This is a genomic window from Brevundimonas sp. (assembly GCF_035626535.1).
Lineage (GTDB): Bacteria > Pseudomonadota > Alphaproteobacteria > Caulobacterales > Caulobacteraceae > Brevundimonas.
In genome coordinates, this window is the sequence record NZ_DASPNO010000054.1 from 1 (window position 1) to 20,691 (window position 20,691).

18 protein-coding genes are annotated in these 20,691 nt (G+C 70.6%); 8 read left to right on the top strand and 10 right to left on the bottom strand.

Going from position 1 to position 20,691, the window contains the following annotated elements:
- Positions 1-55: 55 nt before the first annotated feature.
- The 4 genes from VEC04_RS08260 (at position 56) to VEC04_RS08275 (ending at position 4,374) form a co-directional block, all read left to right on the top strand.
- Positions 56-574, top strand: coding sequence for a hypothetical protein (locus VEC04_RS08260; RefSeq protein ID WP_324775708.1), 519 nt, complete (start codon positions 56-58; stop codon positions 572-574).
- 67 nt (positions 575-641) lie between these two features.
- The gene (gene mrdA / locus VEC04_RS08265; protein ID WP_324775710.1) at positions 642-2,729 is read left to right on the top strand and encodes a penicillin-binding protein 2; all 2,088 of its coding nucleotides are present in this window, start codon (positions 642-644) and stop codon (positions 2,727-2,729) included.
- On the top strand, positions 2,726-3,883 hold the full coding sequence (gene rodA, locus VEC04_RS08270; protein ID WP_324775712.1) for a rod shape-determining protein RodA: 1,158 nt from the start codon (positions 2,726-2,728) through the stop codon (positions 3,881-3,883). Before mrdA ends, rodA begins: the two co-directional genes overlap by 4 nt.
- A gap of 29 nt (positions 3,884-3,912) precedes the next feature.
- A complete protein-coding gene (locus tag VEC04_RS08275; protein ID WP_324775714.1) occupies positions 3,913-4,374 on the top strand; it encodes a DUF6173 family protein in 462 nt (153 codons plus the stop codon).
- Between the two features lie 96 nt (positions 4,375-4,470).
- On the opposite strand, the gene pip is transcribed toward VEC04_RS08275, so the two are convergent.
- Positions 4,471-5,445 carry a prolyl aminopeptidase gene (gene pip / locus VEC04_RS08280; RefSeq protein ID WP_324775716.1) on the bottom strand — a complete coding sequence of 325 codons (975 nt, stop codon included), beginning with the start codon at positions 5,443-5,445 and terminating at the stop codon, positions 4,471-4,473.
- A gap of 142 nt (positions 5,446-5,587) precedes the next feature.
- Here pip and VEC04_RS08285 point away from each other — a divergent pair, with 142 nt between their 5' ends.
- Positions 5,588-6,742: an MFS transporter gene (locus tag VEC04_RS08285; protein WP_324775718.1), complete on the top strand. Its 1,155-nt coding sequence runs from the start codon at positions 5,588-5,590 to the stop codon at positions 6,740-6,742.
- 13 nt (positions 6,743-6,755) lie between these two features.
- Here VEC04_RS08285 and VEC04_RS08290 read toward each other — a convergent pair whose 3' ends face one another.
- Positions 6,756-9,287, bottom strand: coding sequence for a tipN (locus VEC04_RS08290; RefSeq protein ID WP_324775720.1), 2,532 nt, complete (start codon positions 9,285-9,287; stop codon positions 6,756-6,758).
- A gap of 115 nt (positions 9,288-9,402) precedes the next feature.
- Entirely contained in the window at positions 9,403-9,591 is a 189-nt protein-coding gene (locus VEC04_RS08295) for a hypothetical protein (protein ID WP_324775722.1), read from the bottom strand.
- A 180-nt stretch (positions 9,592-9,771) separates the two neighbouring features.
- On the opposite strand from VEC04_RS08295, the gene VEC04_RS08300 reads away from it, so the two are divergent.
- Positions 9,772-11,238 (top strand): phospholipase D-like domain-containing protein, encoded by a 1,467-nt coding sequence (locus VEC04_RS08300; RefSeq protein WP_324775724.1) that lies wholly within the window; start codon positions 9,772-9,774, stop codon positions 11,236-11,238.
- On the opposite strand, the gene VEC04_RS08305 is transcribed toward VEC04_RS08300, so the two are convergent.
- From VEC04_RS08305 to folD, 5 genes are all read right to left on the bottom strand, one after another.
- A complete protein-coding gene (locus VEC04_RS08305) occupies positions 11,239-11,973 on the bottom strand; it encodes an endonuclease/exonuclease/phosphatase family protein (protein WP_324775726.1) in 735 nt (244 codons plus the stop codon).
- 95 nt (positions 11,974-12,068) lie between these two features.
- Positions 12,069-12,761: a TPM domain-containing protein gene (locus tag VEC04_RS08310; RefSeq protein ID WP_324775728.1), complete on the bottom strand. Its 693-nt coding sequence runs from the start codon at positions 12,759-12,761 to the stop codon at positions 12,069-12,071.
- On the bottom strand, positions 12,755-13,576 hold the full coding sequence (locus VEC04_RS08315) for a TPM domain-containing protein (protein ID WP_324775730.1): 822 nt from the start codon (positions 13,574-13,576) through the stop codon (positions 12,755-12,757). The genes VEC04_RS08310 and VEC04_RS08315 overlap by 7 nt, the downstream gene beginning before the upstream one ends.
- On the bottom strand, positions 13,573-14,244 hold the full coding sequence (locus VEC04_RS08320) for a LemA family protein (RefSeq protein ID WP_324775732.1): 672 nt from the start codon (positions 14,242-14,244) through the stop codon (positions 13,573-13,575). The genes VEC04_RS08315 and VEC04_RS08320 overlap by 4 nt, the downstream gene beginning before the upstream one ends.
- A gap of 60 nt (positions 14,245-14,304) precedes the next feature.
- The gene (gene folD / locus VEC04_RS08325; protein ID WP_324775734.1) at positions 14,305-15,228 is read right to left on the bottom strand and encodes a bifunctional methylenetetrahydrofolate dehydrogenase/methenyltetrahydrofolate cyclohydrolase FolD; all 924 of its coding nucleotides are present in this window, start codon (positions 15,226-15,228) and stop codon (positions 14,305-14,307) included.
- A gap of 95 nt (positions 15,229-15,323) precedes the next feature.
- Here folD and VEC04_RS08330 point away from each other — a divergent pair, with 95 nt between their 5' ends.
- Positions 15,324-17,156, top strand: coding sequence for a PPC domain-containing protein (locus VEC04_RS08330; protein WP_324775736.1), 1,833 nt, complete (start codon positions 15,324-15,326; stop codon positions 17,154-17,156).
- A gap of 25 nt (positions 17,157-17,181) precedes the next feature.
- The gene (gene fni, locus VEC04_RS08335; RefSeq protein ID WP_324775738.1) at positions 17,182-18,204 is read left to right on the top strand and encodes a type 2 isopentenyl-diphosphate Delta-isomerase; all 1,023 of its coding nucleotides are present in this window, start codon (positions 17,182-17,184) and stop codon (positions 18,202-18,204) included.
- Between the two features lie 177 nt (positions 18,205-18,381).
- Here fni and hutH read toward each other — a convergent pair whose 3' ends face one another.
- Both hutH and hutU read right to left on the bottom strand, forming a co-directional pair.
- A complete protein-coding gene (gene hutH, locus VEC04_RS08340) occupies positions 18,382-19,908 on the bottom strand; it encodes a histidine ammonia-lyase (RefSeq protein ID WP_324775740.1) in 1,527 nt (508 codons plus the stop codon).
- A gap of 2 nt (positions 19,909-19,910) precedes the next feature.
- A partial coding sequence (gene hutU, locus VEC04_RS08345) for a urocanate hydratase (protein WP_324775742.1) occupies positions 19,911-20,691 on the bottom strand: 781 nt, incomplete at its 5' end.

A 20,691-nucleotide genomic window follows, 5' to 3' on the forward strand; every position in this document is an offset into this window, starting at 1 on the left:
CCCCGGCGCCGGTGGCGGCGCCCCCGGCCGCCGCTCCCGCGACGGGAGGGACCGAATGAGACGGCCCGTCGCGGTCCGCGTCGTCGGGCCGATGCAGTGGATCGTCTATCCGGCCCTGATCGCCATTGCGGCCACCATCGTCCTGCAGACCCCCGTCAAACTGTTCGGCCTGCACCTGCCCGAGCCCGTCATCCCCATGGTGCTGGCCTTCGCCTGGCCGCTGATCCGCCCGTCGGTGCTGGCGCCGCTGGTGCTGGCCGCCCTCGGCGTGCTCCTCGACATCCTGACCTACGGCCCGCTCGGGCTCTGGGGCCTGACCTTCCTCGCCATCTACAGCGTCGTGCTGGCCTCGCGCAGCTTCCTGGCCGGACAGGACACGGCGGTGCTGTTCGTCTGGTACGCAGCCTGCTGCCTGCTCGCCTTTGTGCTCGCCTATGTGGTCATGGCCTTCATCGCCCCGACCCCGGCCAGCCTGATCTCCGTCTTCCTCCAGATCCTGCCGACCCTGCTGCTCTTCCCCTTTGCGCATCGCCTGATTGAGCGCTTCGAGGACGGCGACGTGAGGTTCCGATGACCCTTCTTCGCCAAGGCTACGCAGGACCGGGCCTGTCCTCCGAAGCTCCGGCACGGAGTGCCGGAGGATGAGTTCGGAACCGTCGATCTTCTTCTCCGATACCAACGAGCGGCAGGGGTCCTTCCTGCGCCGGACCTTCGTGGTCGGCGGGCTGACCACGCTCGGCGGGGTGGCCCTGACCGCCCGGCTGGCCCAACTGCAGGTCGTGCAGGCCGGCGAATACGCCACCCTGGCCACCAACAACCAGTTCAACTTCCGCCTCGTGCCTCCGCCCCGGGGACGCATCCTCGACCGCAACGGCGTGGTCATCGCCGGCAACCGGCCCAGCTTCCGGGTGCTCGTCGTCCGCGACGAGACCAAGGACCTCGACCAGACCCTCGACCTGCTCGGCCGCCTGCTGCCCGACACGATGGACCGGCGCCGCTCGATCATCCGCGACGTCAACGCCGCGCCGCGCTTCTCGCCCGTGCCGGTGAAGAGCGACCTGACCTGGGAGGAGTTCGCCCGGGTCAATCTCTACGCCAACGAGCTGCCGGGCGTGATGGCCGACATGAACGAGGCCCGCTTCTACCCCTTCGGCGGTTCGTTCGCCCACGTCATCGGCTATGTGGCCAAGCCCAACGACCGGGACATCAAGGCCATCGAGGAGCGCGGCGAGCAGGTGCCCGAGATCCTCTACAATCCGGGCTTCCGCATCGGCCGCCAGGGCGTGGAGAAGGCTTTCGACGCCGACCTGCGCGGCGAGGCCGGCGGCACCCGCGTCGAGGTCGACGCCCGCGGCCGCGTGGTGGCCGAGGACATCGGCGGATCGAAGCCGCCGGTGCCCGGCAAGGATGTCGTCCTGACCCTCGACGCCGACGTGCAGAACCGCGCCCTCGAGGTCTATGGCGAGGAGTCCGGCGGCTGCGTGGTCATGGATGTCCGCAACGGCGACATCCTGTGCATGGTCTCGGCCCCGTCGTTCGACCCGAACCTGTTCGTCGGGGGCGTGCCCGGCAAGATCTACAACGCCCTGCGCGACTACGAACGCAAGCCGCTGCTGGACAAGGCCATCTACGGCACCTTCCCGCCGGGCTCGACCTTCAAGATGACCACGGCCTTGGCCCTGCTCGACGCGGGCATCGATCCGACGGAGCGGGTGACCTGCACCGGCGGCTATCGCTACGGCAACCGCACCTTCCGCTGCTGGAAGGCCGGCGGCCACGGCGCGATGGACATGCACAACGCCATCAAGAACTCGTGCGACACCTATTTCTACCACCTCTGCAATCGCGCCGGCATTGACCGGATCGCACGGGTGGCGGAGGACCTCGGCTTCGGTCAGGTCTATGAGATCGGCATCGCCGGCCAGTCCGACGGCACCGTCCCGTCGCAGCGCTGGAAGGCGGAGTATTCGCGCGCGGTGAAGGCGACCCATCCGGACGCCTACAAATGGTTCCCGGGCGAAACCCTGTCGGTGGCGATCGGGCAGGGGGCGCTTGAGGTCAACGCCCTGCAGCTGGCGGTGATGACCTCGCGCATCGCCAATGGCCGCAAGGCGGTCCAGCCGCGGCTCGTCAAGGCCGTGGGCGGCGAGGCGCGCCCCCAGGCGCCTGCCTTCGCCGACCTGCCGTTCTCGACCGAACACCTCGACATCGTCCGGGGCGGCATGGCCGCGGTGGCCAACGACGTCACCGGCACCGCCTACCGGGCCTCCCAGCTCGGACTCGGCGACATCCAGATGGCCGGCAAGACCGGAACCGCCCAGTCGCGCGACTACCGCGCGGGCGAGTCCCGGGGCCCTCGCAATGCCCAGTGGTCGCGCCGCGACCATGCGCTCTTCGTCGCCTTCGCCCCGCACGACGCGCCGCGCTACGCCATCGCCCTGATCATCCAGCACGCGCCGGCTGGCGGTTCCGCCGACGCCGCGCCCCGGGCGCGCGAGATCATGAAGACCGTCCTGCTCAAGGACCCGGACATGCGCGCCCGCATCGAACGGCCGCTGCCGCCCGAGGCCGAGGCGCCCCTCGGCGCCGATGAAGGCGAGGCCGGGACGGGGCCGGGCGGCGAGGTTACGGGCGCGGCCGCCGCCGAGGTCGCGCGCCCGCCGGCGCCGCGGCCGGCGCCCACGGCCACCTCGGGTCCGCGACCCTATTTGTCGGAGCCGAGCCGATGACCGCCTCCGCCCTGACCCGTCCCGGCGAGCGCGACCGGATTTCGACCAAGATCACCGAGCTCGACTGGCGGCTCGTCGGCCTGCTGTGCGTCATCGCCGGCACGGGCGGCGCCATGCTCTATTCGATCGCGGGCGGCCAGTGGCAGCCGTGGGCGGCCGACCATCTGGTTCGCTTCGGGTTGATGGTGATCGTCATGCTGTGCCTGGCGCTGATCCACCCCAAATGGTGGTTCCGCGGGGCCTATCCGCTCTACGGCTTCGTGCTCGTTCTGCTCCTGCTGATCGAGTTCACGCCGCTGGGCTATACCGCGGGCGGCGCCAAGAACTGGCTCGATCTCGGGGTCACGCGCATCCAGCCGGCCGAGTTCGTCAAGCTGGGCCTCGTCCTCGCCCTGGCGCGCTGGTATCACAACCACTCCGCCCAGGACGCCCGCTGGTCGTGGAAGCTGCTGATCCCGGCCGGCATGGTCGGCCTGCCCTTCATCCTCGTCGCCAAACAGCCTGACCTCGGCTCGGCCATGATCATTGGCCTGACGGGGGCGGCTGTGATGTTCGTCGCGGGACTCAGCTGGCGAGTCATCGCCGCCGGCGCCGCGGCGGCGGTCGCGATCATCCCGCCCTTCGTGATGTTCGTGATGCACGATTATCAGCGGAACCGGGTGCTGACCTTCCTCAACCCCGAGGCCGATCCGTCCGGCACCGGCTACAACATCATCCAGTCCAAGATCGCCTTGGGATCCGGCGGGGTGCTGGGCAAGGGCTACGGCCTGGGCAGTCAGAGCCAGCTCGAATTCCTGCCCGAGCGGCATACCGACTTCATCTTCTCGACTGTGGCCGAGGAGTTCGGCTTCATCGGATCCTTCGGTCTGCTGGCCTGCTATGTCGCGGTCATCCTGATCGCCCTGCGCATCGCCTCCCTCGCCCACAGCCATTTCGGCCGCATCGCCGCCGCCGGCATGACCGCCTTCTTCGCCCTGTTCGTGCTGATCAAAGGGGCCATGGTGATGGGCATGGCGCCCGTGGTCGGCGTGCCGATGCCGCTGCTGTCCTACGGCGGATCCTCGATGATGACCGTGATGATCGGCTTTGGCCTGGTCCTGTCGACCCGGGTCCACCGCTACGCCGAACTGCCCAAGGGGCACGGGCTGTTCTGATCGGTCGCTTGGCGCGTTAGGCTCGGACCATGACCGAAGCCCAAGCCGATTCCGCCGCCACGCCGCTGTTCGTCTCCGACTGCGGCGACGCCCCATGTCCCGAGCCCGTCCTGCCGGCCGCCACGCCTGAACAGACCGCGGCCCTGACCGACGGCGTCCGCATGCGCGAGAACCCCGCCGAGTGGGCCTTCGTGCGCCTGTCCAAACTGATCGAGGATTTCGAGAAGGGACTTGACCGCGACGAGGAGGTCGGCGCCCGCATCGTCGGCCTGCCCGGCGACGGCACGATGTCGATCGACGACGTCGGCTTCTGGGGGCCGGACTTCATCCTGTTCCTGGGCAAGAACGCAGACGGCAAACCGGTGCGCCTGATCCAGCACTACGCCCAGATCAACGTCTTCCTCGACGTCCGCAAGAAACCTGAAGAACGCCCGGCCCGCCGCATCGGCTTCCAGCTCTCCGAGATGGTCCAGAAGACCAATCCGAAGTGAGGCAATAGGCATCAGGCAGCAGGCAGCAGGCAGCAGTGACATCTGTGTCACGACCTCAGGCGGCCCTCGAACGCCCTGCTGCCTGTTGCCTGACGCCTAGAGCGAAGCCGCCCAGTCCGTCGCCCGCACCAGGCTGTCGATGATGCCGGGCTCGGTCGAGGCGTGGCCGGCGTCCTTGACGATATCCAGCTTCGCCTCGGGCCAGGCCCGGTGCAGCGCCCAGGCGCCCGAGACCGGGGTCACCACGTCGAAGCGCCCTTGCGCGATCCAGCACGGAATGTGTCGGATGCGGCCGATGTTCTTCAGCAGCCAGCCTTCCTCGGGGAAGAAGCCGCCGTTGGTGAAATACCAGTTCTCGATGCGCGCGAAGGCGACGGCGAACTCCGGCTCGGCGAACTTGTCGGGCCGCGCCTCGGGGCCCTCGACGCTGACTGTTTCGCCCTCCCAGCTCGACCAGGCCACGGCGCAGCGCTCGCGCTCGGCCACGTCATCGCCGATCAGCCGCTTGTAATAGGCCCCCATAAGGTCATAGCGCTCGGCCTCGGGGATCGGCGCGATGAACCGCTCCCAGGCGTCGGGGAAGATGTTCGAGGCGCCCTCCTGGTAGAACCAGTGAAGTTCCGGTTTGGTCAGCAGGAAGATGCCGCGCAGCACCAGCGCCGCCACCCGCTCGGGATGGGTGATGGCGTAGGCCATCGAGAGGGTCGACCCCCAGCTGCCGCCGAACACCACCCATTTGTCGATGCCCAGCAGTTCGCGCAGCCGCTCGATGTCCTCGATCAGCGTCCAGGTGGTGTTGTCCTCAAGAGAGGCGTTGGGCCGGCTCCGGCCGCATCCGCGCTGGTCGAACAGCACGATCCGGTATTTCGACGGGTCGAAGTAACGCCTCATACCGGGATTGACGGCGCCGCCGGGGCCGCCGTGCAGCACCACCACCGGAAGGCCCTGCGGATTGCCGCATTCCTCGTACCAGATCTCATGCACGCCGTCCGCCGGCATGAAACCGCTGGCGTAGGGTTCGATCTCGGGAAACAGGTCGCGACGGGGCGTTTCGGGCGCGGGGAAGGCCATACGGGTACTCGGTCTCTCTGCGTGGCTGTCAGGCGAGGGGGATTGCGTCCGCAATGCGGCAAAGCCGGTTAAAAGCCAAGCCGGATCGCCGGTCTGGCGAACGCTAGCCGACAGAATCCCGCGCGTCTGCTATTCGCCCGCCATGACCGCCGCCCAACGCATGGCTTTGCAGTATGTGTTGCTCTTCGGCGCCACCGGTGTGTCCCTTCCGTTTGCAGGCCTTTGGATGCGCGCGCAGGGGTTGAGCGGCGCGGAGATCGGGACCCTTCTGGCCGCGCCGATGCTGGCGCGGATCGTCACCGGGCCGGCGCTCGCCGTATGGGCGGACGGGTTCCGCTACCGGCGCACGCCGATCGCCCTGATGGGGCTGGTCATGGCCGCCGGCTACGGGCTCGCCGGCCTTTCGGACCTCTATGTCGTGCGAGCGATCGGATGGTTCATCGGCGCCTCCGCCATGGGCGTGTTGGTGCCGCTGACCGATGTGATGACCCTCAGGCTGGCCGGGCGGCTCGGGTTCAGCTTCTCCCTGCCGCGCGGAGCCGGTTCGGCTGCCTTCGTCGTCGCCAATATCGGCATGGGCGCCTTGCTGCTGCGTTCGCCGGCCGACAGCGTGATCGTCTGGCTGGTAGCCGCCTCTCTGGGTCTGGCCGCCGTCGCCGCCTTCGCCCTGCCGCCCGAGCCCGTCGCCGACGGCGCGCCCGTGGCCGGACTGGAACGTTTCCGCGGGCTCGGCCGTCTGATGGCCGATCCCCTGTTCATGACCGCGATCTTCGCCATCGGCGCCGTTCAGGCCGCCCACGCCTTCCACTACGGCTTCTCGGCCATCCTGTGGAAAAGTCAGGGGATAAGCGAAGCCGTGACGGGCTGGCTCTGGGCTTTCGGGGTGACCGTCGAGATCGCCCTGATGTGGCTGTTCGAGCCGTGGCGGCGCCGCGTCGGCATCGGACCGTGGAGCCTGTTGATCGTCGGCTGCGTCGCCGCGGTGCTGCGCTGGAGCCTCATGGCCTTCGCTCCCCCGCTGTGGCTGCTCTGGCCGTTGCAGGCCGTGCACGCCCTGACCTTCGCCGCCACCTTCCTCGCCGGCGTCCAGATCGTCGAACGCCTGTCGCCGCCAGCTGCCCAAACGGCCGCCCAGACGCTCAGCTCGGTGCTGTCGGCGGGCGTGCTGATCGGCCTCGCCACCGCGGCGTCCGGCCCGCTCTACGACCGCTTCGGCTTCGGCGGCTACTGGGCCATGGCGGGGATGGCCTTGGCCGGGCTGATCGCCGCCGCGCCCCTGCGGCGGCGACTGGCCTGACAGGGCAGGGCGGTCAGGACAGGTCGCCGATGGCCGCGTCCAGCAGCATGAAGGCGCGGCCGCCGTCCGAGGTCAGTCGTCCCAGCACGCCGGGCGCGTCGCCCGCCGCCGCCCGCGCCGACAGGTCGCTGGAGAAGGTCCGCACATAGGCCTCGGCGTCGGCCCGCAGGTCGGCGTCGGTCAGCACCCGACGCGAGACGCTGCGCACCGCCGCCGGGGCGACCCGGCGCACGATCTGCCGGGCCCGGTCGGGATCGCCGGCGGCGACGGCCTGCGAGGCCTCCTCGACCCGCGAACGGGGCAGCAGGGCGTTGGGATCGACCCCCATCCGGCGAATCGCCGCCGTGATCCGTTCGCCCAGAGCCTCGCCGTCGGCGGCGGGCATCACCGGAGTGTCGAGGTCCAGCGGCGCCTCGCCGGGACCGTCGTCGACCAGATCGCTCCACCCGAGCCGGTCCTTCTCCGGCTGGTTGGCCACCGCTGCGCCGGGCATCGGCTCAAGCTTCAGCCGCCCGCGCAGGCCGAAGCCCCGGGGCTCTTCGCGCTCAGGCCGCTCGGGCCGCGCGCGCGGCGGCGTCTCCGGTTCCGGCGCGGCGGCCGGCGAGGGAGCCTCGCGGCGACGAGTGGCCGGGCTGTCGCCGGAGACCACGCCCATCAGCCGCACCGCCTCGGTCAGCATGTCGTAGTTGCGCCGCACCCGCTCCTGGAAGCCGGCGTCCAGCGCCTCGGTATCGGCGGCGGCCTTCTGCGAGGCGGCGGACAGGGCGGCGAGGCCTTCCTCGACCGTCGCGCGCACGGCGTCGACCCGCTTCTGGGCCTCTCCGGGCAGCCGGGCGGCGCGCTCGTCCAGTTCGCTCATCGCCTCCTCGACCCGCGCCAGCGCCGTGTTCATCCGTTCGACCGTGGCCTCGAGCTGCTCGATCGCCCGCTGGCCGGCCTCGTCGACCAGTCCGGTGGTCTCGGTGACGATGCGGCGGGCGCTGTCGACCCGCGCGTCGGCAGCCTGGTCGGCCTTCTGCGCGGCCTCGAACAGGGCCTCGCCCAGCCGGTCGGCCCGGACCTGCGCCTGCTCGGCGGCGTCCTCGGCGGCCAGCCGCGAGTCCTCGGCCGTGGCCTGCAGGGCCGCCAGCGCCCGGCGGGTCTCCTCCACCAGCGCGTCGCGGGCCTCGGCGGCGAGCACCTCGAACTTGTCCAGCGCCAGCTTGGTGGCGGCGTCGAAGCCGTCGGCCTCGCGCTGGGACATCTCGACGAGGGCGCGGAACTGGTCCGTGGCCGCCTCGACCAGATCCTTGATGCTCTCCGTCGTCCGCACCGAGGTCTGGCCCAGCTCGTCGGTGACGGCGCGGGTGGCCGACAGCTGCTCCGTCAGCTGGGCGCGCTGGCTCTCGACCTGGGCCGAGAAGTCCTCCTGATCGGTGCGCAGGGCATAGGCGGCGGTGACGAGGGCGGCGCGCTGCTGGCTGAGGCCTTCCTCGACCGACTGGATCTGTTCGGCCACGCCCGAGCCGGCGTTTTCCAGCCGCAGGGTCTGGCGCGCCAGATCGTCGGCGGCGACGCGGGCGGCGTCCTGGGCCTCGCCGGCGGCGGCGGCCAGATCGGCGGCGCGGGCGGCGAGGGCGGCCTCGGCCTCGCGCAACTGGGTCTGGGCCAGATCGGAGGCGTCGACCACCATGCGCGACTGCCGCTCGACGGCGTCGATCACGCCCGTGGCCTGACTGTCGAGCTGGACGCCCAGCGTCTGCATCTGGTCGCGCTCGTGGCCGAGCTGTTCGGCCAGCCGCCGCGCCGTGCGTCCGGCGGTTTCGGCGGCCTCGTTGAGCCGCGCCGTCTCCTGCGCCAGCGCCTCGCGCAGCAGGGTCATGTCGTGGCGGGCCCGCTCGGCCGCCAGCGAGGCCTGGTCGATGTCGTTGCGGAGCGTCTGCAACACCTCGCCGGTCTGCTGCGCCGCCAGCGCGGTCGGGGCGATCAGGGCCTCGGACAGGCCCCGCGCCCGGCGCGTCTCCGCCGCCAGCCCCGCGCCCTGCCGGACCGCGTGGGCCAGCATGATGGCCAGCCCGGCGGGCGCCAGCGCGATCAGGGCGTAGACCGCCAGCCGCAACGGCTCCATTTCGGCCGCACCCGAGCCGATCTCAAAGGCCAGCCACGCCGCGACCCCGCCGATCCACAGCGCGGCCGAGACGCCGGCGAGCAGATAGGCGTGACGTCCGGACGGCGCCGGCTCGCTCTGCCGGCCGCGTAAGGCCGGCGCGGGCGGCGGCTCATAAGCCACCGGCGGGGCGTCGGCGGACTCGCCCAGTTCTGGCGTGACGGCGGGGGCCTGTGCGGCCGCCTCCCGGCGGACGGCCTCGGCGGCCCGCTCCTCGGCCTGACGGCGCTCCTCCGCGAGGCGCCGCTTGCGGCGTTCGGACATGGGCCGCTCGGGCGACGCCTGGGGCTCGGGCGCGTCGGGCGCGGCATCCGGCGCGGCCTCGAAGTCGGCGAGGGCGGCGGCCTCCGGTTCGGGGTCGGTCAGGTTCAGCGGCGGCCGTTGGCGGGGCGACTTCATAAGGCGGCGATCTCGTCAGGATGCGACGTCGCGCAGCCGGGGCGCGCGACCCGCCGGAACCCTAGCGGCTCATTCGCGGCGCGCAAAGGCAAGCGCCGACAAAACCGCCGGGGCGTCAGCAGTCCTGCTGGGGTCGAGCCGCGCCGATGACGCCGGACGCGGCGGGCGGGTCGCCGCAATCGTTGACGCGGTGAACCTCGCGCTCGGACTTCTTGGGCGTGTCCACCTGCAGGCCGAACTGCGACAGGGCCGCGGCGGCAAGCAAGGCGATGAAGCCGATGACCATTTCGATCAGCGCCTGCATCGCCGACCTCCCCGTCCAGAATGAGCACGATGTATGGCTTGAAAACCGCGTTCGGGCAATCCACGGCGGCGATCGCCGCCGTTGACGACAGCGGATGCGGCATGGAACGGAACCCGTCGGCATGCGTCCTGTAAAGCTTGGGCGCACGCCGCCGTCATGCGAATCGGTCAGCTTGCCTCCATGAACCCTTCGACGGACGAACAGACGGCCCCCTGGCTGGCGCCGGGACGGAACTGCTGGCGGGTCGAGATCGCCGGCCGGTTCGCCGTGCTGATGGAGAACGCGGCCTATTTCGACGCGCTGCGGTCGGCCCTGGGCAAGGCGCAAAGGTCCGTGGTCATGCTGGGCTGGCAGTTCGACCCGCGGACGCGGCTGGATCCGGAAACCCTGCCGGACGACCATCATGCGCAGATCGGCCATCAGCTCCGGATGCTGGTCAAGGCGCGGCCCGAGCTCGACGTGCGGCTGCTGATCTGGAAGTCGCCGCTGGTCATCGCCGCCTCACAGGGCTTTTTCCCGCACCGGGCCCAGAGCTGGTTCCGCAAGCGGTTCGTCGAACTCCGCCTCGACCGTCCGGGTCCCCTCGGCGCCTGCCACCACCAGAAGGTGGTCATCATCGACGACGCGGTGGCCTTCTGCGGCGGCGGCGACATTTCGACGGACCGCTGGGACTCGGCTGAGCACCTCGACGGCGATCCCCGCCGCTGCCAGCCGTCCGGCCTGATCCCGTCGCCGCGCCACGAGGTCATGTGCGTCATGGACGGGCCGGCGGCGCGAGCCCTTGGCGACCTGGCGCGGGAGCGCTGGTTCCGCTCCACCTCCGAGCGAACGGTGGCCGAGGACGTCGAGGGCGACCCGTGGCCGGACGGCGTCGAGCCCGACCTGTTCGACACGCCGGTCGGCATCGCCCGGACCGAGCCCGCCTGGGCCGCGCGCAGCGAGGTGCGCGAGAACGAGCTTCTGCATCTCGAGGCGATCCGCCGGGCCCGCCGCCTGATCTATCTGGAGAACCAGTATTTCACCTCGCCGAAGATCGCGGCGGCGCTGGCCGCGCGGCTGGCCGAGCCCGACAGCCCGGAGGTCGTGCTCGTTTCGACCGGGGCGAGCCCCAGCTGGTTCGACCAGATCACCATGGACACCGCCCGCTCGGAGGTGCTGTTCCGGCTCGAGCAGGCCGACTGCAACAACCGCTTCTTCGCCTTCGCCCCGCATACCGCGGGCGGCGAGCGGATCATCGTGCACGCCAAGGTGTCGATCTACGATGACGAGGTGCTGCGCATCGGCTCGACCAACCTGAACAACCGCTCGTTCGGCTTCGACACCGAGTGCGACGTCGCGGCGGCCCCGGTCACGGAGGAGGGGAGGGCCGCCATCCGGCGCTTCCGCCACCGCACCATCGGCCACTGGATCGGGGAGAGCGCCGACGAGTTCGCCGCCGCCGAGGCCCTGGTGGGGTCGGTTGGGGAGGCCATCCAGCGCTTCGACACTGGGCGTATGCAGACGCTGGGCGCGACCCCGCCGTCGTCGGTCGAACAGTTCATCGCCGAGTTCCAGCTGGGCGACCCGACCTCGCCCTCCGACGCCTTCCGGCCGTGGAAACGCCGCACCCGCTCGCAACGCAATCAGCCGCGCCAGATCAGGTCCTGATCAGGACCTGATCCGGAAGTCGACCACCAGCGGCAGATGATCCGAGGCCATGCGGGCGAGGGGCGAGAACGGGGCCGTCACGGCGGTCACGACGATCTCCGGACTGGTGAAGCAGTGGTCGATGCGGATGGCGGGGAAGCTGGACGGGAAGGTCTTGACCGAGGGGCGCAGGCCCAGCTCGCGCTGGCAGTCCGACAGGCGCCGCGCCAGCGCCTGATAGGGTCGGGTGATCGAGGTGGCGTTGAAGTCCCCGGTCAGCAGGGTGGCTCCGACACACGACGGATGCCCCAGCCATCCCTCGCCGAGCAGGGCCGCCGCCTGCAGCCGCTGCTCGCGCGGCACCAACCCCAGATGGGTGTTGATGACGTTCACCTCGACGCCGTCGAAGTCGATCGCCGCCCACAGCGCGCCGCGCGGCTCCAGTCCCGGAATGCCCCGGACCGTCGGCAGCGCGCCCGACTTGACCAGTCGCTCGGGGCGCAGCGTCAGGATCGCATCGCCGTATTCCTCCGCCTCGACCTTCATGGCGGCATGGAAGTGGAAGGTCATGGCCAGCCGGTCGGCGATCGCTCCGGCCTGGTCGACGAGGCCGGTCCGTGCGCGCCCGACATCCAGTTCCTGCAGGCAGACGATGTCCGGCTCATGCTCGGCGATGACCGCCGCGATCCGCCCGACATCCAGCCGGCGATCGACGCCGACGCAGCGGTGGACATTGTAGGTCAGCAGGCGGGGCATGAAGTCCTGGGAACGGGCCGAGACGCTCGGTGGCGGTCGGGCTAGGCCATTTCAAAGAGGAATGCGACCCCCCGGCGGCGCGTTCCGGCGACGCTTCAGATGACCACCAGCCGGTCCGCCACCTCGTTCGGATTTCCGGAGCGGGGCGGGAAGTGGATCGCCAGAACCTCGCCGCACAGCCCGATCGCCGCTTCGAACCCGGCCGCTGGGTCGCCCCGCTTGAGGCCCTGCGACAGGGCCTCGGCGGCGTCTCCCCAGACGGTCTGATCGACCCGGGCGTGGATGCCTTCGTCCGCGACGACCTCCACCCGATGGTCGGAAAGGGCGGCGAAGATCAGCACGCCGGTCCGCCCCTCGGTGACATGCAGGCCGTGGGCGAGGAACTGCTGCACCGCGGCGTTCCGCACCCGCGCCCGGCGGACGGCGGCCGGTGTCACCCAACGGGTCACCGTCGGCAGGCGGGTGATCAGATAGACCGCGAGAAACAGCACCGCCTGGATCACGGCGTAGGCCCCCAGCGCCTGTCCGGTGGAGATCTCGCGGGAGGCCAGATGGGCGGCCTCCCAGCTGTCGGCGAAACCGGGAATCCAGGCCGCTTCGAAGCCGAACGGGATGAGACCAAGCGGCAGGATCAGCGCCGCCGCGGCCGCCCAGCCGAGCGATACGTCGCGATAGGACGATACGCTCCGGGCCAGGACGCAGAAGATTTCACCCGACGTGCGCGTCTCCGCCGTCGCGATGGCGGCCGCGATCCGATCGTGGGCTTCTGATGTGAGCTTGATCACCATCCGCCGGACGCGCCTCCGCCGCCGAAGCTTCCCCCGCCGCCGCCAAAACCACCTCCGAAGCCGCCGCCGCCTCCGCCGCGGCTGCCGCTTCGCATCGCCTCGGCCGCGGCCCAGATCAGGATGGGCGCCACGCCGGAGCCGTGCCGCCGCCGGCCGCCTCGCGCCAGGCCGCCGATCATGCCGGCGAACATCAGGAAGAAGATCACACCGATCAGGATCATCGGTCCGACCGGAACCTTCGCCTCCGGACGGATCGCCGCCGCGGCGCGGGCCTGCGCTTCCGCCGGGTCGAGGCGGAGCTGGGCGTCGATGGCCGCCACGCCCTGTTCGATGCCGCGCTCGAAATGCCCTTCACGGAACGAGGGCAGGATCTCGTTGTGAATGATCAGGGCGGAAAGCGCGTCCGTCAGCACCGGCTCCAGCCCGTAGCCGACCTCGATACGCACCTTGCGCTCCTCGGGCGCGACGATCAGCAGGACGCCGTTGTCGTCCTCCGCCTGACCGATGCCCCATGCCCGTCCGAGCCGATAGCCGTAGTCCTCGATCTCCAGCCCTTGCAGGCTGTCGAGGGTGACGACGACCAGCTGGTCGGAGGTGTCGCGCTCCAGCGCCTCGAGCCGGGCGGTGATCTCCGCCTCCTTCGCCGGCGTCAGCAGGCCCGCCTGATCGACGACCCGGCCGGTCAGGGCGGGAAAGCGAACATCGCCGGCCCCTTGGGCGGCGGCGTCTTGCGGGCTCGCCAGCCATACCGCCGCCAGCGCCGCTATAAGCAGCGCCGCCAGCCGGATCGTCGGATGTCGGTGCGCGGCGCTCACTGCGTCGGCGGAGCCGAGCCGGGGGCGGTCGGCGCGGCGTTTCCGCCGGGCCGGGCGGGATTGAGAGCGTCGAAATTGACGGTGGGCGCGGTCTGCGCCGCCTCGGTGGCCTGGAACAGCTGCATCGGCTCCGAGCCGCCGTGGATCGTCTTGGCCCAGATCACCGTCGGGAAGGTCCGCAGCGAGGTGTTATAGTCGCGGACCGCCTCGTTGTAGTCGCGGCGAGCCACGGCGATGCGGTTCTCGGTGCCTTCGAGCTGGGACTGCAGGGCGATGAAATTCTGGTTGGAGCGGACCTCCGGATAGCGCTCCACGACGAGCATCAGGCGCGACAACGCCTGACTCAGCTCGCCCTGCGCCGCCTGGTAGCGCCGGAAGGCCGCGGGGTCGGTCAGGGTTTCGGGAGTCACGGTGACCCCGGTCGCCCGCGCCCGCGCCTCGATCACCTGCGTCAGGGTGGTGCGTTCCGCGATGGCCGCGCCCTGCACGGTAGCCACAAGATTGGGGATCAGGTCGGAGCGCCGTTGGTACTGCGACTGGACGTCGGCCCAGCGCGCCTTGGCCGCCTCTTCCTTGGTCGGGATCGAGTTGATGCCGCAGCCGGTGACGGCCGGCGCGAGAACCACGACGGCGGCGACAGCCGCCGCCCGGGAGTTCAAGGAATTCATCGACGTCTCCTGACAGGTGCAGACCCGGGAGAACGACTATCGGGGGTTAGGGTTCGCCGTTCAAGCGTCCAGCGGCTCAGGTTCCACGCCGGCCCTCCGGCAGGCCGCCGTATAGGTGTTGGCCAGCAGGCAGGCGATGGTCATCGGGCCGACGCCGCCCGGCACCGGGGTGATCCGCCCAGCCACGTCCGCGGCCTCGTCGAAGGCGACGTCGCCGACCACCCGCGTCCTGCCCTGCGCCGCCTTCATCGGGTCGCGCGACGGCACGCGGTTGATGCCCACGTCGATCACTGTCGCGCCGGGCTTGATCCAGTCGCCCCGGATCATCTCTGGACGTCCCACGGCGGCGACGAGGATGTCCGCGGTCCGGCAGAGGGCCGGCAGGTCGCGGGTGCGCGAGTGGGCGATGGTGACCGTGCAGCTCTCGCCCAGCAACAGCTGCGCCATCGGCTTGCCGACGATGTTGGAGCGGCCGACGATCACCGCATTCAGCCCCGACAGTTCGCCCAGTTCATGCCGGAGCAGCATCAGGCAGCCCAGCGGCGTGCACGGGACCAGACCCGGCAGGCCGACGGCCAGGCGCCCGGCGTTGACCACATGGAAGCCGTCGACGTCCTTGTCCGGATCGATCGCCCCCAGCACCGCCGACGCGTCGATGTGCGCCGGCAGGGGCAATTGCACGAGGATGCCATGAATGCCCGTGTCCGCGTTCAGCGCTGCGATCAGTTCGAGCAGCGTCTCCTGGTCGGTGTCTTCGGATAGCCGATGGGTGTCGGAGCGCAGCCCCGCCCGCAGGGTGGTCTCGCCCTTGTTGCGCACATAGATCTGGCTCGCCGGATCCTCGCCGACGATGACCACGGCCAGCCCCGGCTTCACGCCGTGAGCCGATCGAAGCCGGGCCGAGGCGGCGGCCACGCGCTCCACCAGCCCGGCCGCGAAGGCCTTGCCGTCGATCAGGGTCGCGCGGGCAGGATCGGCCGTCATCAGTGGGCTCCGGTCGTCAGGAATGGTGCGGTGAGCGCGATTTACAGACGGCGCGGTTCGGCGTCTATGATCCAGACCGCAATCAGGGGACCCGCATGCGCCGTCAGACCATCCTCGCCGCAGCCGGCTGTGCGGCGCTCGTCCTGGCCGCCGGCCCCGCACTGGCCCAGTCGGTCCGGCCGCTGGCGGTCGGCGCGACTGTCGAGGGCTCCATCGGGGATGGCGACCTGACCGCGGTCGAGGATTCGTACCGCTACGACGACTACGCCGTCACGGCGCGGGCCGGCCAGCGGCTCGAGGCCGTTCTGAGGTCGGAGGCGTTCGACACCTATCTGGAGGTGTTCCCGCCCGACGAGACGGCCGAGGCGCTTGCGATGGACGACGACGGCCTCGGCGAAGGCACCAATTCCCGTCTCCGCTTCACCCCGCCCGAGGCGGGGACCTACATTCTGAGGGCCCGGCCCCTGTCCGGCCTGGATGGCGGCGCCTACACGCTCAGCCTGACGGAGCGTCCGCCGGCGCCGCAGGCTCCGCGACCCACCGCCGTCCGCGTGGGACAGACCGTCGAGGGGGAGATCTCTGCCCGCGATCCGGAAACCGACGACGGCCTGCCGTACGACGCCTTCAGCGTCCAGGCGGCGCAGGGCGACCGCATCGCCATTGCGCTCGACAGCGAGGCGTTCGACCCCGTCCTGCGTGTCGGCCGGAGCGCGGACGGCGCCTTTGTTCAGCTGGCCGAGAACGACGACGGCCCCGACGCCGGATTGAACTCCCGGCTCGTCTTCACGGCGCCGGAAACGGGTGAGTACCTGATCCGCGTCACCCCGCTGAGCGCGACCGACAAGGGCGCTTACAGCCTGCGTCTCGAGGAGGGCCCGCCTCCGGCGGCGGCCGAACCCGTCGCCATCGGGGCTACCGTCGAAGGCGAGCTGACGGAAAGCGACGGCAAGAGCGAGAGCGACAGCCCGGCGGACGCCTGGCGGTTCGAGGGCCAGGAGGGCCAGCGGGTCCGCATCGACATGACCTCGGAGGACTTCGACACCTACGTCGAGCTGTTCGACGAGAACCGCGTCAGCCTCGGCAAGGACGATGACGGCGGGCCGGAAGGCGCCAATTCCCGGCTGACCTTCACCCTGCCGCGCACGGGATCCTATATCATTGAGGCGCGGGCCTTCTCTGACGGGACGGGCGCCTACAGCCTGTCTATCGTCGAGGTGCAGCCGGACCGCGCGCCGGAGCCCATCGCCTTCGGCTCCACGGTCCAGGGCGAGATCGGCGAGGGGGATCCGCGTGACGGCGACGACCGCGGCTATGACGCCTTCACCTTCTCCGGCGTCGAGGGCCAGCGCATCCAGGCCGTCATGCGGTCGGGGGACTTCGACACCTTCCTGCAGATCGGCAAGGCGGACGGCGAGTTCGCCGCCCTGGCCTCGGACGACGACGGGCTGATGGAGGGCACCGACTCGCGGCTGAACTTCACCCTCCCGGAGGAGGGCGACTACGTCCTGCGCGCCCTGCCGCTGAACAGCGAGGGCAAGGGCCTCTATGCCCTCGAGCTGATCGACCGCGGACCCCAGCCGCAGCCCGGCAGCCTTCTGGTCGGCTCCACGGCGTGGGGCACGCTGACGGCCACCGACGCCACCAACGAAAGCAACAGCCACTACGACGCCTGGCGCGTCACCGTGCGCGAGGACGAGAAGCTGCTCATCACCATGGTGTCGAACGACGTCGACAGCTACCTCCTCATCGGGCGCGAGAAGGACGATGGCGAGTTCGAGATCCTCGGTTCCGACGACGACGGCCTGACCGACACCCACGCCAGGCTGGAGTGGACCGCGCCGGAGGATGGAACCTTCGAGATCCGGGCGGGGGCCTACCAGCAGGGGCAGCTGGGGGTCTACGCCCTCACTGTCGAGAAGCAGCCCTGACCCTCATCGCCGGCGGAGTAAGCGTTTGACGAAGATCACCGCCCGCAAGGACCAGCACCTCGACGTGATCCTGGCCGGGAAGGCGCGGCATCGACGGGACAGCGGCTTCGCCGACATCCATTTCGTGCACGAGGCCCTGCCGGACCTCGATCACGGCAAGATCGACCTCGGCGCGGACTTCCTCGGCCGGCGGCTCAAGGCGCCCCTGCTGATCAGCTCCATGACCGGCGGCCCCAAGCGGGCCGAAGCCATCAACGCCCGGCTGGCCGAGGCCGCCCAGCATCTCGGCATCGGCCTGGCGGTCGGGTCGCAGCGGGCGGCGCTGGAGGCGGAGGGCGTCACGCCCGGGCTGGATATGGCGCTGCGGCTCAAGGCCCCCGACACCCCGATTCTCGCCAATATCGGCGCCGCCCAGCTGACGCGCGGCTTCGGCGTCGACGAAGCGCGGCGTGTGCTCGACATGATCGCCGCCGACGCCCTGATCGTGCACCTCAACCCGCTGCAGGAGGCCTGCCAGCCCGAGGGCGACCGCGACTGGTGGGGCGTCGGCGCGGCGCTCGAGGCGCTGGTCAAGGCGCTGGACGCGCCGGTGGTGGTCAAGGAGACCGGCGCCGGCATCTCGGCCGCCACCGCGCGGCGGCTGGCCTCGATCGGCGTCGCCGCGATCGACGTGGCGGGGGCGGGCGGCTCCAACTGGGCGGCCGTCGAAGGCGAGCGGGCCACGGACGCCGCCGACAAGGCTCACGCCGCCGCCTTCGCCGACTGGGGCATCCCGACCGCCCGGGCCATCGCCGAGGTCCGCGCCGCCTGCCCCAGGACGATGATCATCGGCTCGGGCGGGATCGCCGACGGCGTGGACGCCGCCAAGGCCATCCGGCTCGGCGCCGACATGGTGGGGCAGGCGGCCGGGGTGCTGAAGGCCGCGACCGTCTCGACCGAGGCGGTGGTGGCGCATTTCCAGACGGTGATCCGCCAGCTGAGGACCGTCTGCTTCTGCACCGGCTCGGCCAATCTCACCGCCCTCAGGCGCGCTCCGCTTCAGGGCTGAGGCGCCCGGATGTCGCATCAGCTTTTATGGGCGCCGGGACGACGACCGGCTCGGCACCGGCGCCGACTCCCGGCTCCAACACACCTTCCACCGCGGCGGCCGCTATTCGGTGCGGGCCAACAGCCTCGGCGGCGGTGAAACCGGCCGCTATGAACTGGCGCTCGAGATCGAACAGGCTCAGGCCGAGGGCAGCAGGTCGCCGGCGAAAGCCCGATATCGGCCCGCCCGCACGCCATCGGTGGCCCGGGCGATGTCCGGCGCGAAATAGTGGTCGCTGCCATAGGCGGCGGCCGCTTCCCGCACAATGCCGAACACCTGCTCCAGCGTCGGCGAAGAGGTCAGCGGCCGGTGAAACTCGATCCCCTGCGCCGCCGCCAGCAGCTCGATGGCCACGACCGTCGCCGTGTTTTCGGCCATGTCGAGCAGCCGCCGGGCGCCGTGGGTGGCCATCGAGACGTGGTCTTCCTGATTGGCGCTGGTCGGCACGGTGTCGACGCTGCACGGATGGGCGACCATCCGGTTCTCGGCCACCAGGGCGGCCGCGGTCACCTGGGCGATCATGAAGCCGGAGTTCAGCCCGCTCTCGCGCACGAGGAAGGCGGGGAGGTCGCTCATCTTGGGATCGACCAGGATCGACGTCCGGCGCTCGGAGATGTTGCCGATCTCGCACAGCGCCATGGCGATCTGATCCGCAGCGAAAGCAACGGGTTCGGCGTGGAAATTGCCGCCCGATATCACGTCGCCCTCGTCGATGAAGACCAGAGGATTGTCGGTCACCGCATTGGCCTCGCGCGCCAGCGTCGCGGCGGCGTTGCGCAGCACGTCCAGCACCGCGCCCATCACCTGGGGCTGGCAGCGCAGGGAGTAGGGGTCCTGCACCTTGTGGCAGCGCTCGCGATGACTCTCGCGGATGGCCGAACCCGACATCAGTTCGCGTAGCCGGGCGGCGACGTCGATCTGTCCCGGCTGGCCACGCAGGGCATGGATGCGGGGATCGAACGGCGCGTCCGACCCTTTCAGGGCGTCGACCGACAGCGCCCCGGCGGCCACCCCGGCCGCGAACGCCGCCTCGGCCGCGAACAGGCCCGCCAGCGCCAGCGCCGTCGAGCACTGGGTGCCGTTCAGCAGCGCCAGTCCTTCCTTGGGGCCCAGCACGATCGGCTTCAGCCCGACGGTCGCCAGCGCCGCCTCGGCCGGCAGGGCCGCGCCGTTGACCCGCGCCTCGCCGACGCCGATCAGGACGCAGCTCATGTGCGCCAGCGGGGCCAGATCGCCGGATGCGCCGACCGAACCCTTTGACGGAATGCACGGCAGCACGCCGCCGTTGACCATGGCGATCAGCGCTTCCAGCGTCTCGCGCCGGATGCCCGACGCCCCCTTCGACAGGGAGGCGATCTTGAGCACCATCAGCAGCCGCACCACCGCGTCGTCCAGCAGCGGCCCGACCCCGCAGGCGTGGCTCAGCACGAGGTTCTTCTGCAGCGTCTCCAGATCGTCCGTCGCGATCGAGGTGTTGGCCAGCAGCCCGAAGCCCGTGTTGACGCCATAGACGGTGCGGCCCTCGGCCACGATGGCCGCGACGACGGCTGCGCCCTTGTCGACGCAGGCCCAGGCGGCGTCGGTCAGTGAGACTGTGCAGGGCCCCTCGAGGACCGCACGCAGTTGGGAGAGGGTGAGCGGGGATTGGCCGATGGTGAGGTTCATGGTCAGGCCTTCAGGCTCGGCAGGTTGAGGCCGTTGGCCCGGGCGGCGTCCCTGGCGATCTCATAGCCCGCGTCGGCGTGGCGCATCACCCCCGTCGCCGGATCGTTCCACAGCACCCGCTCCAGCCGCTTCGCCGCTTCCGGCGTGCCGTCCGCGACGACGACCACGCCCGAATGCTGCGAATAGCCCATGCCGACTCCGCCGCCGTGATGCAGCGACACCCAGCTGGCGCCCGAGGCCGTGTTCAGCAACGCGTTCAGCAGGGGCCAGTCGGACACCGCGTCCGAGCCGTCCTTCATCGCCTCGGTCTCGCGGTACGGACTGGCGACGCTGCCGCTGTCGAGGTGGTCACGTCCGATCACGATCGGGGCGGCGAGCTCGCCGCTCGCCACCATCTCGTTGAATCGGAGCCCGGCGCGGGCGCGGTCGCCGTAGCCGAGCCAGCAGATCCGCGCCGGCAGACCCTGGAAGGCGACGCGCTCGGGAGCAAGCTCGAGCCACCGCTGGAGCAGGACATCGTCGGGGAACAGCCGCCGCAGCTCCTCGTCGATCGCAGCGATGTCTCCGCGCTCCCCCGAGAGCGCCGCCCACCGGAACGGGCCGACGCCGCGGCAGAAGAGCGGCCGGATATAGGCCGGGACGAAGCCCGGGTATGTGAACGCTTCCTCTACGCCCGCCTCGGCGGCCTCACCTCGCAGGTTGTTGCCATAGTCGAATACGTAGCTGCCGGCGCGGACGAACTCGAGCATTCCGCGCACGTGCGTCGCAATGCTGGCACGGGCT

What these genes read in the sequence shown, in the direction of transcription:
- VEC04_RS08275 (WP_324775714.1), top strand. Translation starts at nt 3,913, where the DNA reads ATGACCGAAGCCCAAGCCGATTCCGCCGCCACGCCGCTGTTCGTCTCC.
- VEC04_RS08285 (WP_324775718.1), top strand. Translation starts at nt 5,588, where the DNA reads ATGACCGCCGCCCAACGCATGGCTTTGCAGTATGTGTTGCTCTTCGGC.
- pip (WP_324775716.1), bottom strand. Translation starts at nt 5,445, where the DNA reads ATGGCCTTCCCCGCGCCCGAAACGCCCCGTCGCGACCTGTTTCCCGAG.
- VEC04_RS08260 (WP_324775708.1), top strand. Translation starts at nt 56, where the DNA reads ATGAGACGGCCCGTCGCGGTCCGCGTCGTCGGGCCGATGCAGTGGATC.
- rodA (WP_324775712.1), top strand. Translation starts at nt 2,726, where the DNA reads ATGACCGCCTCCGCCCTGACCCGTCCCGGCGAGCGCGACCGGATTTCG.
- hutH (WP_324775740.1), bottom strand. Translation starts at nt 19,908, where the DNA reads ATGAACCTCACCATCGGCCAATCCCCGCTCACCCTCTCCCAACTGCGT.
- VEC04_RS08310 (WP_324775728.1), bottom strand. Translation starts at nt 12,761, where the DNA reads ATGGTGATCAAGCTCACATCAGAAGCCCACGATCGGATCGCGGCCGCC.
- folD (WP_324775734.1), bottom strand. Translation starts at nt 15,228, where the DNA reads ATGACGGCCGATCCTGCCCGCGCGACCCTGATCGACGGCAAGGCCTTC.
- VEC04_RS08330 (WP_324775736.1), top strand. Translation starts at nt 15,324, where the DNA reads ATGCGCCGTCAGACCATCCTCGCCGCAGCCGGCTGTGCGGCGCTCGTC.
- VEC04_RS08305 (WP_324775726.1), bottom strand. Translation starts at nt 11,973, where the DNA reads ATGCCCCGCCTGCTGACCTACAATGTCCACCGCTGCGTCGGCGTCGAT.
- VEC04_RS08300 (WP_324775724.1), top strand. Translation starts at nt 9,772, where the DNA reads ATGAACCCTTCGACGGACGAACAGACGGCCCCCTGGCTGGCGCCGGGA.
- VEC04_RS08290 (WP_324775720.1), bottom strand. Translation starts at nt 9,287, where the DNA reads ATGAAGTCGCCCCGCCAACGGCCGCCGCTGAACCTGACCGACCCCGAA.
- VEC04_RS08295 (WP_324775722.1), bottom strand. Translation starts at nt 9,591, where the DNA reads ATGCAGGCGCTGATCGAAATGGTCATCGGCTTCATCGCCTTGCTTGCC.
- mrdA (WP_324775710.1), top strand. Translation starts at nt 642, where the DNA reads ATGAGTTCGGAACCGTCGATCTTCTTCTCCGATACCAACGAGCGGCAG.
- VEC04_RS08320 (WP_324775732.1), bottom strand. Translation starts at nt 14,244, where the DNA reads ATGAATTCCTTGAACTCCCGGGCGGCGGCTGTCGCCGCCGTCGTGGTT.